A 13875-nucleotide genomic window follows, 5' to 3' on the forward strand; every position below is an offset into this window, starting at 1 on the left:
TTGTATGAGGTTGTCAGCAGACTGACGGTTTCGTAATCAAATGTTTCCCCGAGTGCAGCATGCCGCGTGCCTGAGCGGTCGGACGCAAAAAAGCCCGCCGGGTGGCGGGCTCGGGAGACAGCAGGAAGTTGTGCGCGCATCGAGTCGGACCGCGGCCGCGACCGATGCGCGGCCCAAACCTCACTGCCGCTGATAGATTTCAGCGCCTTTCTTCATGAACTCGATCGACTTCACTTCCATGCCTTTCTTCAGCGCTTCGTCGTCGGAAACGCCTTGCTGCGCTGCAAACTCGCGCACGTCCTGGGTGATCTTCATCGAGCAGAAGTGCGGACCGCACATCGAGCAGAAATGCGCGACTTTCGCCGAATCCTTCGGCAGGGTTTCGTCGTGGAATTCGCGCGCCTTGTCCGGGTCGAGGCCGAGGTTGAACTGGTCTTCCCAGCGGAATTCGAAGCGCGCTTTGGAGAGCGCGTTGTCGCGCACCTGGGCGCCCGGGTGGCCCTTCGCGAGGTCGGCGGCGTGCGCGGCGAGCTTGTACGTGATGATGCCGGTCTTCACGTCGTCCTTGTTCGGTAGGCCGAGGTGCTCCTTCGGCGTCACATAGCAAAGCATGGCCGTGCCGAACCAGCCGATCATCGCGGCGCCGATGCCCGACGTGATGTGGTCGTAACCCGGCGCGATGTCGGTGGTGAGCGGCCCGAGCGTGTAGAAGGGCGCTTCGTCGCACCATTCCAGCTGCAGGTCCATGTTTTCCTTGATCAATTGCATCGGCACGTGGCCTGGGCCTTCGATCATCGTCTGCACGTCATGCTTCCACGCGATCTGCGTGAGTTCGCCGAGCGTCTTCAGTTCGCCGAGCTGCGCTTCGTCGTTCGCGTCGTAGATCGAACCGGGGCGCAGGCCGTCGCCGAGCGAGAAGGCCACGTCGTACTGCTTCATGATTTCGCAGATGTCTTCGAAATGCTCGTACAGGAAGCTTTCCTTGTGATGCGCGAGGCACCACTTGGCCATGATCGAGCCGCCGCGCGACACGATGCCGGTCATGCGTTTCGCGGTCAGCGGCACATATTGCAGCCGCACGCCCGCGTGGATCGTGAAGTAGTCGACGCCTTGCTCGGCCTGTTCGATCAGCGTGTCGCGGAAAATTTCCCACGTCAGGTCTTCCGCCTTGCCGTTCACTTTTTCGAGCGCCTGATAGATCGGCACCGTGCCGATCGGCACCGGCGAATTGCGGATGATCCACTCGCGCGTTTCGTGAATGTGCTTGCCGGTGGACAGATCCATGACCGTGTCGCCGCCCCAGCGGATCGCCCACGTCATCTTGTCGACTTCCTCGCCGATGGAGGAGGTCACCGCCGAGTTGCCGATGTTCGCATTCACCTTCACGAGGAAGTTGCGGCCGATAATCATCGGCTCGCTTTCCGGGTGATTGATGTTGTTCGGAATGATCGCGCGGCCGCGCGCCACTTCTTCGCGCACGAATTCCGGCGTGATTCCGGTCACGCCGTTCGGACCGAACGCGCTCGCCCCGAACGCCTGGCCCGGATGCTGGCGGCCCATCATCGCGGCGAGCTTTTCGCCATTCGGGCCGCTCGTCTTGAGGCTCTCCAGGTATTCGGCGCGGCGCTGGTTCTCGCGAATCGCGATGTACTCCATTTCCGGCGTGATGATGCCTTTCTTCGCATAGTGCATCTGCGAGACGTTCTTGCCGGGCAGTGCGCGGCGCGGCGTGCGATGCAGGCCCTGAAAGCGCAATTCCGCGGTGGCCGGGTCGGCGGCGCGCTCGCGGCCGTAGTCGCTCGTGAGGCCGGTGAGCGCTTCCGTGTCGCCGCGCTCTTCGATCCAGCGCTGACGCAGCGCGGGCAAGCCGGCGCGAATGTCGATTTTCGCGTCCGGATCGGAATAGGGGCCGGACGTATCGTAGACGTAGACGGGCGGATTCTTTTCGCCGCCGAAGCTGTCCGGCGTGTCAGCCTGGGTGATTTCGCGCATCGGCACGCGGATGTCGGGACGGGAGCCGGTCACGTAGACCTTGCGGGAATTCGGCAGCGGCGCGACGGCGGCTTCGTCGACGTGGGCGTCGGCGGAAAGAAACTTCGGATTGGCGTTCATGCGGTTCTCCATGTGTGGGCCGGAGCGACGCTTTTACGCCTGAGTCCGGTCCCATTCGATGTGGGGCCGCTAAGCAGGAGACGAGACGGAAGTAGTCGGAATTCGCGAGGGGTGAGGCTCAAAAGCTGGAGTGCGAAATCCGTACGCTTCCCTGCGCTGGCATTATCCAGATCAGGTTCAAAGGGTATTTCTCACCCACGTTGCACGGACCTCCAACCCCAGTGCACCGCAGGACCCCCGCGTTAGCAGCGCACACGATACACCGGGCGGGCGGCGCTTGGCAACCGCCGCGCGATGCTGCGCCGCCGGGGCGGGCATGCCGCAGCGGTCTACTTTTGCGCCTGAGAGCCGGCGTGCGCACAGCGGCCAACGCGCCGCCATGAGCGGACTATGCTTGTATTGACGGGCGCGCCTGCCATGACGCGCCGCAGCACCTGCCGCGCCTGGAAGGCGGCCGTGCGGCTAGAGCGTGAAGTCGTCGGCGGCTTCGGGCTGATACAGGATTTTCGCGAGCTTCAGCACTTTTTCGTCGCCGCTTGGCGGCATGAAGCGGATCTGTTCGCCGCGTTTCGCGCCGAGCAGCGCAAGGCCCACCGGCGAAAAGACGTTCAGGCGCCCATGCGCGAAGTCGGCGTCGGGCGGATAGACGACCGTCCATGTCATCTCTTCGCCGCTTGTTTCGTCGACGAGCGTGGCCTGCGAATTCATCGTCACTACGTTGGCGGGAATGTCGCGCGAGTCGACGATCACGGCGCGTTCCAGGACGTCGTCGAGCATCTCCTGAAAGCGCGCATTCGCGCCGGGCGCGGCGGCGTGTTTCTCAAGACGGGCGACGTCGAGTTCGGTGAGGTAACACTGCTTGGTCCTTCGGGTCGTTTTCACGGTTGCTGCTCCAGTTCGATCTGCAATCTCTGCGAGGAAAGGTCACGCGGATGGGATCGGCCCGGCGCTCCGACAGTCCCCTTAGGGGCAACGACGCGGTTTCAGCCAAGCGGGAGAACTGCGTCAGTCGGAGTGCCGGGCGGCCTGGAGCGGGGCCGTTACTGCGGCAAGCGTTGGCGACGGTTCGCCGGCCCATTGCGGCGCGCACTCCACGCGCGCGCGACCGGTTGCGCTGGCAAAGCGCAAGCGGGTTAGGGCGCGGGAGGTCGGCAAACGCATGAGTGGCCGGCAGGTGTCGAATGAAGTGGACGGCGCGCAACTGCAATTCGAGCAATGCGAAGAACGCAGAGAAGTAGCGCGGAGGATAGGAGCATGTTAGCACGGCGTCTTTCAACGGCCTTGGCGAACATTTCGCTGTTGAAAGAATGAGCGTTAGAAACCGGCGACAGCGCGTGGACACTCGCCGCAGCCAGCCTGCAAAAGCGCAGAAAAAACAGGCAAAAAAACTTGCAGCGCGGTGTCATAACCGGCCGCGCCCTTCGACAAACGTGCAGATCCTGATCGGAGCACGTCATGCAATCAGTCTTCATGCACCACGAAGCCGGGCGGTTCACGCGCGCCGTTGCACTCGTCACCGCACTCGCGCTGTTGTGCGCGAGCGGTCTCGCGAGCGCAGCCGGCGCGATGTGCAGCGCGCGCAGTCCCGCGCACCGCGTGGCGCTCGTCGAGCTTTACAGCAGCGAAGGCTGCAACAGCTGCCCGCCCGCCGACGCGTGGCTTGGTCAATGGAAAAACGGCGGCGCCGCACGAAGCGTCGTGCCGCTCGCGCTGCACGTCGATTACTGGAACAGCCTCGGCTGGACCGACCGCTTCTCGCAGCACCGTTTCACCGAGCGTCAGGAGTCGCTGACCCATCTTGCCGGCGACCACACGATCTATACGCCCGAGGTCTTCGTCGCGGGCCGCGAATTGCGAAGCTGGTCGCGGCCGGAGAGTTTCAATAGCCGCGTGGCTCAGCTGATCGGGCAGCCGTCCGACGCCGACGTCGCACTCGACATCACGCCGCGAGCGGGCGGCGCGTTCGACGTCGCGGCCCGCTTCGACAGCCGGATCGCCGACGCCGCGGCCCGACTCGACGCCTATGTCGCCGTGTATGAAAACGCGCTGAGCACGCAGGTGGGCGCGGGAGAAAACCGTGGCGCGACCTTGCATCACGAGCGAGTGGTGCGGCAATGGTTCGGCCCGGTGCCGCTTGTCGGCGGCAATGCGCACATTCGTCGCGACATCCGGCTCGCCGATGCCGGCGCGAATACAGGCACCGACTTTTCCGCCGACCGATTCGGTGTGGTCGCCTTCGTCGAAAACGCAGCAACCGGCGACGTGCTGCAAGTGGCGGACCTCGCGTTCTGCCATTAAACGCACCTCGTCAATCACAGGAGAGTTTCATGGCTACGCCTCACGTTGTTCGCGGCAATGCGCCGCCTGCCGAGCCCGCGCGCGGCGCGATCCATCCGCTCTGGGTGCGCGTCACGCATTGGCTCAACGCGCTCGCGGCGATCGTGATGATGCTCTCGGGCTGGCGCATTTACGACGCGTCCCCGGTTTTCGCTTCGTTCAGTATTCCGACGCAAATCACGCTGGGCGGTTGGCTCGGCGGCGCGCTGCAGTGGCACTTCGCCGCGATGTGGCTGCTGGTTTTCAACGGGCTCGTCTATCTTGCGATGAACCTCGCGAGCGGTCGTTTTATGCGCAAGTTCCTGCCGCTCTCGCCGCGAGCAGTGTGGCGCGATTTCACCGCCGCGTTGACGGGCAAGCTCTCGCACGCCGACCTGCGGGTCTACAACGCAGTGCAGAAATTCGCCTACCTGTTCGTCGTTTTCGATCTCATCGTGCTCGTGCTGTCCGGGCTCGCCATCTGGAAGTCGGTGCAGTTTCCGCTGTTGCGCGAACTGATGGGCGGCTACGACAACGCACGCATCGTCCACTTCTGCGCGATGGCGATCATGGCCGCGTTTATCGTCGTGCATCTCGTGATGGTCGCGCTCGTGCCGCGTTCGCTCGTCGCCATGTTGCGTGGGCGCTAAGCGCATCGTTCAATATTACGGATGCCGAATCATGAACAAGCCACCTGAAAAATTACCGGTAAAGCGCGCCCATAAGCTGGACCGCGAGTCGATCCTGATCGACGCGCGCCGCGAGCTCTCCATGCCGTCGCGGCGTCTTTTCGGCAAGCAGCTTCTGTCACTCGGCGGGCTGTCGCTGCTGACGGGCTGCTCGCTCACCGACGACGAATCGGTCAACAAGTTTCTCACCGCCGTTTCGCGCCTGAACGATCGCGCGCAAGCCGCGTTGTTCAATCCGAAGCTGCTCGCGCCGACCTACACTGAAGCGCAAATCACGCGACCGTTTCCATTTAACGCGTACTACGGCATCGACGAGGTGCCGCAGGTCGACGCATCGGACTACAGGCTGAAGATCAGCGGCCTCGTCACCGGTCAGCGCGTGTGGACCTTGCCCGAGCTCTACGCGCTGCCGCACGCAGAGCAGATCACGCGGCATATCTGCGTGGAAGGATGGAGCGCAATCGGCCGCTGGGGCGGCACGCCGTTCGGCGACTTCCTGCGGCGCATCGGCGCGGATACGAGCGCGAAGTACGTCGGCTTCAAATGCGCGGACGATTACTACGAAAGCATCGACATGCCGACCGCATTGCATCCGCAAACACTGCTCACTTTTTCCTACGACGGCGAGCGGCTGCCCGCGAAATACGGATTCCCGATGAAGCTGCGCATGCCGACCAAGCTCGGCTACAAGAATCCGAAGCATATCGTCGAGATGTTCGTGACCAACACTTATCCTGGCGGCTACTGGGTCGATCAGGGTTACAACTGGTTCGGAGGCTCCTGACGCGCGGGTCGCCGCATGCGCGAGGCGCGTGCGGTCCCGCTCGGCAGAAGCTTCGGAAAGATGCCGGCACGAGCCGGTTCGATTCATCCACAACAAACGGAGTCATCCCATGAAAAAGCTTGCAATCGCCGCAGTCGCCGTCGCCCTCCTGACCAGCGGCGGCGCCGCGTTCGCTGAGGCGAGCGGTGCCATGTCCAACGGTTCGATGTCGCACGATGCGATGTCGAAAGATGCCATGTCGAAGGACCACATGAAAAAAGACGCCATGAAGCACGACAAGATGAAAAAGGGCGACGCGATGGGCATCAAGCACGAGGCGTCGGGTGCGATGAGCAACTGAGCGACGTGGCGCGTGCGGCCCGCCCGCGCGGAGCATCGCGGCGCGCCGCGTCGGGCCTGATGCGCGGCGCATAAGCCGCGGTGGGCGGCACAACTCACCCAGCGTGCCGGGGCGCGGTTTGGCCCCGGCTTTTTGTTGCATGCGCACCAAAAGTTACGATTCTTTCGCCTGGTGCGGTGGGCGCTTACTGCATAATGCGATGCGCGCCGTGCATTCGCAGTGCTTTGGGCCTGCATTGACAGGGCGCGCGCCGCGAATCTGCCGGTGCTGCCGGCGCGGCTTGGCAGTTCCGTATGGCTTTCTCTGTTAGCCAACTATCGTCCTTCGCTCCACCATCATGTCCGCCAGCCTCGCCCGTTTGACCGCATCGCCGATGCGGTGTCCGCCGTCCCCGCAGCGGGAATCTCGAACGGCGCGGGCGGGTTGACGGTATGTCGCAGGAACTCTCAGGCTGGTTTTCGCGTGGTTTCCCGATCCGTTTGCCGCGTTCGCGCAACGGCCAGATCGCGCTCGCGCTGGGCGTCGTCTATCTGGTGTGGGGCTCCACTTATCTGGCCGTGCACGTCGCGCTCGGCTCGTTCCCGCCGCTCCTGATGTCGGGCCTGCGCAACCTCTTCGCGGGCGTCGGACTTTTCGCGCTCGCGGCGCGCCGCGAGCCGGTATGGCCGAGCCTCGCGGAAATTCGCAATGCCGGACTTGTCGGCACGATGCTGGTCGGTTTGTCGAGCGGCATGCTCGCGTATGGCATGCGCACGGTCGGCACCGGCACCGCGGCGGTGATGGTCGCAACGGTACCGCTTTTCGCGACGGTGATCGCGGCGGTCGCCGGGCGCAAGATCGGCAAAGGCGAGTGGTTCGCGGTGGGACTCGGGCTCGTCGGCATCGCAATCCTGAGCCATGGCGACAGCGCGCCCGGTTCGGCGGGCGGCAGTCTCGCGATTCTATGCGGTGCGCTCTTCTGGGCGGGCGGCGCCCACCTGGCCAGCCGCCTGAAACTGCCGTCGGACCTGTTTTTATCGACGTCGCTGCAAATCGGCCTGGGCGGCGCCATGTCGACCATGGTCGCGTGGGTCTCCGGCGAGCGGATGCTCGACGTGCATGTCCTGCCGGTGCTGGCGTTCATCTATCTGATGCTGATCGGCACGATGGCCGCCTACGTGGCCTATGGTTTCCTGATCCGGCACACGAGCCCGATCATCGCGAGCAGCTGCATGTATGTGAATCCGGTCGTGGCCGTGGCGCTCGGCGCGTTGCTGCTCGGCGAGCCGGTCACGCATTCGACGGTGATCGCCACCGTCGTCATTCTGGTCAGCGTGGGTCTGTCTTTCTGGCTCGATTATCGGAAGAAAGGGCGCGGCTGAGGCTTTCTGCCGTCCAGGCGCCGGAGCGGGCCAAGGGCGAGGCTCACGCGGTCAGGCTCGCGCAGTTATTCTGGGGGCCGCACGCCGCACGCCGCACGCCGCACGCCGCAGGCAGCACGCCGCACGCAGCACGCAGCACGCGCACGCCGCAGGCAGCACGCGGCACGCAGCACGCAGGCTCTTAGGCACGCTACAACCGCGCAGCCAGTTCCGCGCCTTCGCGAATCGCGCGCTTCGCATCCAGCTCCGTGGCCAGCGCCGCGCCGCCAATCAGGTGATAACGCGGGCCACCGGCATCCGCCGGTTTTTCCCGTGCAAAGTCGCGCGGATACAGATCGCGCAGCGATTCCTGCCCCGCGCACACCACGATATTGTCGACCTCCAGCCATTGCCCGGCGCCGCCGTGCTCGATCTTCAAGCCACGCGCGCCGATCTCCAGATACGAAACGCCAGCGAGCATCGTCACGCCGTTTCTTGCGAGCGTCGCGCGGTGCACCCAGCCGGACGTCTTGCCGAGGCCCGCGCCCAGCTTGCCGGGCTTACGCTGCAGTAGCCAGATCTGTCGCGCCGGCCGGGCAGGCGCCGGCGGCTTCAGGCCGCCGCGCTCGCTGACGGACAGATCGACGCCCCATTCGTCGAGCCACACATCGCGCGGCACCGGCAGCGGTTCGTCGGCGCGGTGCAGCAGAAACTCGCTGACGTCGAAGCCGATGCCGCCCGCGCCGATCACCGCGACGCGGCGGCCCACCGGTGCGCCGCGCAGCACGTCGACATACGACAGAACATGGGGCGCGTCGATTCCGGCGATGGCTGGCCGCCGCGGCACGATGCCGGTAGCGATCACGATGTCGTCGTAAGCGCCCGCCGCAAGCAGTGCGGGATCCGCGCGCGTGCCGAGCCGCACCTCCACGCGGTGCCGCTCGAGCTGGCTCTGAAAATAGCGAATGGTCTCGCGGAATTCCTCCTTGCCCGGCACGCGCATCGCGAGATTGAACTGGCCGCCAATGGTTGCGGCCGCATCGAAGAGCGTCACGCGATGTCCGCGCGAGGCCGCCACCGTCGCCGCCGACAAGCCCGCCGGCCCGGCGCCGACCACCGCAACGGAGCGCACGTTCTGTGGACCTGCGACGGGCCGGTACACCAGTTCCGTCTCGCGTCCCGCGCGCGGATTGACGAGGCAGGTGGCGCGCTGATTCCTGAACGTATGATCGAGGCACGCCTGATTGCACGCGATACAGGTGTTGATTTCTTCCGTGCGTCCGGCGGCGGTCTTCAGTACGAATTCCGGATCGGCGAGCAGCGGCCGCGCCATCGAGACGAGGTCGCCCGCGCCGTCGGCAAGCAGGGCCTCCGCGACCTCGGGCGTGTTGATGCGGTTCGAGACGATCACCGGCACGTTCACGGCGGCCGTGAGGCGCGCGCTCAATCCGGCGAACGCGGCGCGCGGCACCGAGGTGACGATGGTCGGCACGCGCGCTTCATGCCAGCCGATGCCGGTGTTGAAGATCGTGACGCCGGCCGCCTCCAGCGCGCGTGCGACCTGCACGGTTTCCTCCCACGTATTGCCGCCTTCCACCAGGTCGATCAGCGAAAGCCGGTATACGACGATAAAGCGCTCTCCGCAGGCCTCGCGCACCCGCTCGACGATTTCGCGCGCAATCCGCATGCGGTTCTCGATGCTGCCGCCGTAACGGTCCGTGCGCCGGTTGGTACGCGGGCAGAGGAACTGGTTCACCAGATAGCCTTCGCTGCCCATGATCTCGACGCCGTCATAGCCCGCGCGCTGCGCGAGTCTTGCGCAGCGCGCATAGTCGCGCACGGTTCTCTCAATGCCGGCGATGCTGAGCGCGCGCGGTCTGAACTTCGAAATCGGCGACTTCAACGCCGATGCGGACACAACGAACGGCTGATATCCGTAACGACCCGCATGCAGGATCTGCAGCGCGATCTTGCCGCCTTCCTCGTGAACCGCTTGCGTGAGCCGCCGATGATTGCGCAGGTCGAACACTGAGTTGAGCGTGCCGCCGAACGGCAGCAGCCACCCTTCGCGATTCGGCGAAATGCCGCCTGTAATGATGAGCCCCACGCCGCCTCGCGCGCGCTCGCGGAAGTATTCGGCGAGCTTCGGGTAATTCCAGAAGCGGTCTTCCATGCCCGTATGCATGGAGCCCATCACGACGCGATTGCGCAAGCGGGTAAAGCCGAGATCGAGCTCAGCGAGTAAGCGTTGGTAAGACATACAGGCTGCCGTTGTAAGTATGGGGTGCGCACGCACGATACACCGCGCGATCATGCCCACCATCAGAGGAAAGCTTCTAATGCTCGCGGCATGTTGCCGGACAAGACATTCTCGCGCGCACATAAGCCAATTCGATCGTCGCGGCACAGGCATTGCTCATTGGGTGCGTCCATCGACATGGACCGCGCGGCGCCGCTAAAAACGGCGTACTGCGCGCAGGGATAGGAGGGAGTGCTTCGCCAAGGACAGCCGGAACGGGACCGATCGAATGATGCAAAACACGGTTTCTGATGGTGCCGTCCAGAGCGTGCGCCCGCATATGAATGGGCGGAAAGCCCGACATCGAGATAGGTGAACAGAATGAAACTGATTCGAACCATGGCGGCCATGATTGCCGTTGCATCCGTGCTGAGCGCGTGCGGTGGAGGCTCCGACGACGTAGGCAAGGAACTCGGCCTCACCAACCCGGAAATCCATTTCGTGCACGCGATCCCGAGCGGGCCAGCGGTGGATTTTCTCGTCAACGGCAGCGCACCGTCGGGGCAGACGAATGTCTCGTATAAGGGCGTGACGAACTTCACCAACATCAACACCGGCTCGACGAACGTCGCCTACGCGGCAACCGGCACGACGACCCCGCTCGCGAGCGGCAATTTCGCGAATGTCGCCAAGGGCCACGAATACACCGTGCTCGCGTTACCCGGCAGTGCCGCGCCGGACATCGGCCTGATCGACGATCCGTTCGACAAGGGCCTCTTGTCCAACAGCGCGCGCGTGCGCGGCTTCAATGCATCGGGCAACGCGCCGAATCTCGACCTGTATCTGGTGCAGGCGAGCAACACCAACATCAGCAGCGTCTCGCCGACCATGGCAGGCGTCGCGTTCAAGAACGCGGTCCCGGCGAGCGGCCAGGACTCGATCTACGTATCGGGTGGCCAGTATGTGCTGATCGCGACCGCGGCGGGCAGCAAGACGCCGATCTACCAGTCGCAGTCGTTCACCTTGTCCAACAACGCCGACTGGCTCATCACGTCGGTGCCGATCGGCGGTGCGCTGAGCCAGCTGGCGGCGGGTCAGATTCATCTGCTGATCGTGCAGAACGGCAACACCAGCACACCGAGCGTCGAACTCTCGAATACGCTGACGGGCGTATAAGCTCGCTAGCAAGCATGCGCGCACTGCAGCGCATGGCATAGCGGCAAGTCCTGGGGAGGACGGGGCGGCGATCCACGCAAGTGGGTCGCCGCTTTGTTTGTGCAGACGGTTGGCGGCGCTGCACGCGCCTATCACCGCGATGCATGCGAGCCTCGAAGCAGGCGCGAGTCGCAGACGATAAAAAGCCCGCTGCGGTGTCCCGCAGCGGGCGTCGACGATGCATCACGGCGATGCGCCACGCGCCGTCACGACGCATGGCTTTCAGGAAGCGGCGATTTACTTCGCCTTTTCAGCCTGATTGGTGAGGGCGTCGCCGCCCTTCGAGATATCCTGGCCGGCACCTGCCATCGTGTTGCAACCGGCCAGCGCGGCCGTGCCTGCAATGAGGAGCAAAGCGATCAGTCGATTCATGGAAGTTCTCCTTGTCGAGAAGGTATCGGTTGACGTGGCCCGCTAGCGGTTTTGCTAGCTGCCGACCGTGGCTTGCGCCAGTCGATCCGGTCTGATTGCATGTTAAAAAAAGGGCGCATGCCGCGCTGTCGGCTGCGCTGCGATTTTGTTGTAGGCGCGCTCTGGTGTTGGCGTCGGCGCACTCCTACAGGCGCGTGTGCGGGGGCATTGGCGCGGCGTTCATAAATGCGTGTTCGCCGGTGCGGACGAGGCGTCGCTGCCCGGTTGCGAGGCGGCGCTCGCGCGTGGCATGACCACATGAATGTCGGTGCCTTTGGGCACGCCTCGCCGGATGTCGAAGCGCCCGCCATGCGCGGCGACGCGCTGGCGCATGCCGAGAAGGCCATGCGTATGCGTGCGCTTGAGGTCGGCCGGCATGATGCCCACGCCGTTGTCGGCAATATCGAGCGTTACCTCGCCCGTGCCGATTTGCAGACCGATCGACACCTGCGACGCGCGCGCGTATTTCGCCGCGTTCGTCAGCGCTTCCTGCGCGACGCGAAAAAGCGCGATTTCCGTTTGCTCGTCGAGTTGAATATCGTCTGCGGGAAGCCGCAGGTTCAGCGTCCAGTTGTTGCGCTGCGCCGCTTCGTCGGCGAGCGTGCGCAGCGCGGTCACGAGACCGAAGTTCGCGAGCACGGTGGGTCGCATGTCCTCGATGATGCGGCGCTTGAGCGCGATCCCCTGATCGAGGTTGGCGAGCGCGCGCTGCAGCTTCTGCGCGATGTCGGGAGCGCTCTCCTTCAGCTTGCGGTTCGCCCACGCGACGTCCATCTTGCTCGCGGTCAGGATCGCGCCGAGTTCGTCATGCAGTTCGCGCGCAAGCTGCGTTTTCTCGTTTTCGCTGACGGCTTGCAGATGCCAGCCGAGTGCTTCCAGTTGACGCGTGCGTTCGTTGACGAGCTGGTCGAGTTCGCCTTGCTGCGTGATCAACTGGCGCTGCACGCGTGCCTGCCTGTCGATCTGGATGCCGAGGTTGCGAAACAGCAGAATGAACAACACGATATTGAGCGCCGACAGCCCCGCCGCGCACAGTGTCGAGATGCGCTGATCGGCGCGGCTCGCCGCGAGCGCGTGCTGCGCGCGGCGCTCTTCGTTGTCGCGCAGCAGGCTGAGCGTGCTGTCGACGAGCGCCGCGTCCACCGCTTGCGCACCACTCGTGCTGCCGCATGCGGCCAGATCGAGCGGTTGCGCCGCGGCGCGCTGCAATGCCGCAGCGCCGGCGCCGATGCGAGCGTCGATCAGCGCGCGAATCTGCGTGAAGCTCGCGAGCTCGGCGCTATCGGCCTTTGGGCCGCGGTAAAAGCGCTGCAGCGGTTCTTCGCTCGCGCGAATGCGTGTCGCGGTCGCGCAGAAGGCGTGGGCCGCGTCGTCGCGCTTCGTCAGAAGAAACTCGTTTTGCTGGGCGCTCAAACGCGATAGCTGGCTCGCCAGCGCGCTCAATTGCACGGTGACGTCGCGCGCTTCGAGCGCCGTCTCGTACTCGGCTGCAATGCGCTCGCGCGCGGTCTCCAGAATGACGAGCCCGCCGACGGTGATCACGATGGCCACGGTCATCGCGATCGCCCAGCTGCGGGTGCGCATCCAGGCGCTCAGCCGTGCGGCGGCGCTGCGGGAGGGCGCTTCGGCTTGCGCGTGGTTTCCCGTTTCGATTTGCGCCTGATGCCGTGCCTCGTGTCCGGGCTCATGTCCGGCATCGTGTCCTGCTACATGCTGCATGTCGTTCCGCCAATCTGGCGCGTTCTGCACGTTTGACACCTTCGACTCCCTGAATAGGATCAGTGTAGCGCTCGTCGCCCTCGCGCGAGCGCCGCAGGGCGCCGCTGCCACCGGCAAATGCGGGCGCCGTAACGCTGCCGTAATCGAATGTAAGCGGATTCTCACACGAAAACCGGAGCGCGTCGGAATGCGCCCGCCGCCGCCGCTGGATAGGATGAACCCTGATCTCATTCATTGTTTCAGGAGGTAGCCATCATGCTGAAGTGGGCGTTGTTCTTCGCCGTCATCGCGGTGATAGCCGGCCTTCTTGGCTTTACCGGCATCGCTGCGGGCGCGGCGGCCATCGCGAAGTTCCTGTTCGTCGTATTTGTGATTCTGTGCGTGGTTTTCCTCGTGCTCGGCTTCGTGGTGACGAAAAAAATTGTCGATTAGCGCCGCTTCCGGTCTTTCGAGGCGTCCTTGACCGGGCGCGTTCCCCAAGCGGCGCTCGCGTAGCGCAAAGCACGAGAATCCACGCGGATACCAACAAGAAGGAGAGTTGCCATGCTTCACTATGCCATCGTCTTTTTCGTCATCGCCATTATTGCCGCGGTGTTCGGTTTCACCGGCATCGCCGCGGGTGCGGCCGAAATCGCCAAGATACTGTTCTACATCTTCCTCGTCGTGTTCGTGGTCACGTTGCTGCTCGGCGTGTTCCGAACGTAGAGCCG

Annotated in this window: 13 protein-coding genes and 1 riboswitch; of the genes, 8 read left to right on the forward strand and 5 right to left on the reverse strand. The window is 64.3% G+C overall.

From position 1 onward, the window contains the following. Nucleotides 1-180 precede the first annotated feature (180 nt). Together thiC and ACEN8U_RS19755 are read right to left on the reverse strand one after the other, a co-directional pair. On the reverse strand, nucleotides 181-2112 hold the full coding sequence (thiC, locus tag ACEN8U_RS19750; protein ID WP_041746314.1) for a phosphomethylpyrimidine synthase ThiC: 1932 nt from the start codon (nucleotides 2110-2112) through the stop codon (nucleotides 181-183). A gap of 130 nt (nucleotides 2113-2242) precedes the next feature. Continuing rightward, nucleotides 2243-2361, reverse strand: a riboswitch (TPP riboswitch). Nucleotides 2362-2574: 213 nt separating this feature from the next. Beyond that, nucleotides 2575-2994 (reverse strand): GreA/GreB family elongation factor, encoded by a 420-nt coding sequence (locus ACEN8U_RS19755; protein ID WP_015003251.1) that lies wholly within the window; start codon nucleotides 2992-2994, stop codon nucleotides 2575-2577. 573 nt (nucleotides 2995-3567) lie between these two features. On the opposite strand from ACEN8U_RS19755, the gene ACEN8U_RS19760 reads away from it, so the two are divergent. From ACEN8U_RS19760 to ACEN8U_RS19780, 5 genes are all read left to right on the forward strand, one after another. Further along, nucleotides 3568-4410, forward strand: coding sequence for a DUF1223 domain-containing protein (locus ACEN8U_RS19760; RefSeq protein ID WP_041745571.1), 843 nt, complete (start codon nucleotides 3568-3570; stop codon nucleotides 4408-4410). A gap of 29 nt (nucleotides 4411-4439) precedes the next feature. After that, nucleotides 4440-5078 carry a cytochrome b/b6 domain-containing protein gene (locus ACEN8U_RS19765; protein WP_015003249.1) on the forward strand — a complete coding sequence of 213 codons (639 nt, stop codon included), beginning with the start codon at nucleotides 4440-4442 and terminating at the stop codon, nucleotides 5076-5078. Nucleotides 5079-5109: 31 nt separating this feature from the next. Further along, on the forward strand, nucleotides 5110-5901 hold the full coding sequence (locus ACEN8U_RS19770; RefSeq protein ID WP_015003248.1) for a molybdopterin-dependent oxidoreductase: 792 nt from the start codon (nucleotides 5110-5112) through the stop codon (nucleotides 5899-5901). A gap of 109 nt (nucleotides 5902-6010) precedes the next feature. Continuing rightward, complete coding sequence (locus tag ACEN8U_RS19775; protein ID WP_015003247.1) at nucleotides 6011-6241, forward strand: pentapeptide MXKDX repeat protein; 231 nt, start codon at nucleotides 6011-6013, stop codon at nucleotides 6239-6241. 431 nt (nucleotides 6242-6672) lie between these two features. Beyond that, nucleotides 6673-7602: an EamA family transporter gene (locus ACEN8U_RS19780; RefSeq protein WP_015003246.1), complete on the forward strand. Its 930-nt coding sequence runs from the start codon at nucleotides 6673-6675 to the stop codon at nucleotides 7600-7602. 190 nt (nucleotides 7603-7792) lie between these two features. Here the strand turns inward: ACEN8U_RS19780 and ACEN8U_RS19785 are convergent, their stop codons facing one another. After that, a complete protein-coding gene (locus ACEN8U_RS19785) occupies nucleotides 7793-9841 on the reverse strand; it encodes an NADPH-dependent 2,4-dienoyl-CoA reductase (protein ID WP_015003245.1) in 2049 nt (682 codons plus the stop codon). 360 nt (nucleotides 9842-10201) lie between these two features. Here ACEN8U_RS19785 and ACEN8U_RS19790 point away from each other — a divergent pair, with 360 nt between their 5' ends. Next, a complete protein-coding gene (locus tag ACEN8U_RS19790; RefSeq protein WP_015003244.1) occupies nucleotides 10202-10996 on the forward strand; it encodes a DUF4397 domain-containing protein in 795 nt (264 codons plus the stop codon). A 276-nt stretch (nucleotides 10997-11272) separates the two neighbouring features. Here the strand turns inward: ACEN8U_RS19790 and ACEN8U_RS19795 are convergent, their stop codons facing one another. Both ACEN8U_RS19795 and ACEN8U_RS19800 read right to left on the reverse strand, forming a co-directional pair. Next, nucleotides 11273-11407 (reverse strand): entericidin A/B family lipoprotein, encoded by a 135-nt coding sequence (locus ACEN8U_RS19795; protein ID WP_006052452.1) that lies wholly within the window; start codon nucleotides 11405-11407, stop codon nucleotides 11273-11275. Between the two features lie 219 nt (nucleotides 11408-11626). Further along, nucleotides 11627-13165, reverse strand: a complete 1539-nt coding sequence (locus ACEN8U_RS19800; RefSeq protein WP_015003243.1) for a sensor histidine kinase — start codon at nucleotides 13163-13165, stop codon at nucleotides 11627-11629. Between the two features lie 255 nt (nucleotides 13166-13420). Between ACEN8U_RS19800 and ACEN8U_RS19805 the strand changes: the two genes are divergently transcribed. Together ACEN8U_RS19805 and ACEN8U_RS19810 are read left to right on the forward strand one after the other, a co-directional pair. After that, nucleotides 13421-13597: a DUF1328 domain-containing protein gene (locus ACEN8U_RS19805; RefSeq protein WP_013338703.1), complete on the forward strand. Its 177-nt coding sequence runs from the start codon at nucleotides 13421-13423 to the stop codon at nucleotides 13595-13597. A gap of 111 nt (nucleotides 13598-13708) precedes the next feature. Beyond that, nucleotides 13709-13870, forward strand: coding sequence for a DUF1328 domain-containing protein (locus ACEN8U_RS19810; protein WP_006052455.1), 162 nt, complete (start codon nucleotides 13709-13711; stop codon nucleotides 13868-13870). Nucleotides 13871-13875 lie beyond the last annotated feature (5 nt).

It is taken from the genome of Paraburkholderia phenoliruptrix, assembly GCF_047325075.1.
Classification (GTDB): Bacteria; Pseudomonadota; Gammaproteobacteria; order Burkholderiales; family Burkholderiaceae; genus Paraburkholderia; species Paraburkholderia phenoliruptrix.

Coding starts and splice junctions, on each gene's coding strand:
- thiC (WP_041746314.1), bottom strand. CDS start 2,112: ATGAACGCCAATCCGAAGTTTCTTTCCGCCGACGCCCACGTCGACGAA.
- ACEN8U_RS19760 (WP_041745571.1), top strand. CDS start 3,568: ATGCAATCAGTCTTCATGCACCACGAAGCCGGGCGGTTCACGCGCGCC.
- ACEN8U_RS19765 (WP_015003249.1), top strand. CDS start 4,440: ATGGCTACGCCTCACGTTGTTCGCGGCAATGCGCCGCCTGCCGAGCCC.
- ACEN8U_RS19770 (WP_015003248.1), top strand. CDS start 5,110: ATGAACAAGCCACCTGAAAAATTACCGGTAAAGCGCGCCCATAAGCTG.
- ACEN8U_RS19775 (WP_015003247.1), top strand. CDS start 6,011: ATGAAAAAGCTTGCAATCGCCGCAGTCGCCGTCGCCCTCCTGACCAGC.
- ACEN8U_RS19780 (WP_015003246.1), top strand. CDS start 6,673: ATGTCGCAGGAACTCTCAGGCTGGTTTTCGCGTGGTTTCCCGATCCGT.
- ACEN8U_RS19785 (WP_015003245.1), bottom strand. CDS start 9,841: ATGTCTTACCAACGCTTACTCGCTGAGCTCGATCTCGGCTTTACCCGC.
- ACEN8U_RS19790 (WP_015003244.1), top strand. CDS start 10,202: ATGAAACTGATTCGAACCATGGCGGCCATGATTGCCGTTGCATCCGTG.
- ACEN8U_RS19795 (WP_006052452.1), bottom strand. CDS start 11,407: ATGAATCGACTGATCGCTTTGCTCCTCATTGCAGGCACGGCCGCGCTG.
- ACEN8U_RS19800 (WP_015003243.1), bottom strand. CDS start 13,165: ATGCAGCATGTAGCAGGACACGATGCCGGACATGAGCCCGGACACGAG.
- ACEN8U_RS19805 (WP_013338703.1), top strand. CDS start 13,421: ATGCTGAAGTGGGCGTTGTTCTTCGCCGTCATCGCGGTGATAGCCGGC.
- ACEN8U_RS19810 (WP_006052455.1), top strand. CDS start 13,709: ATGCTTCACTATGCCATCGTCTTTTTCGTCATCGCCATTATTGCCGCG.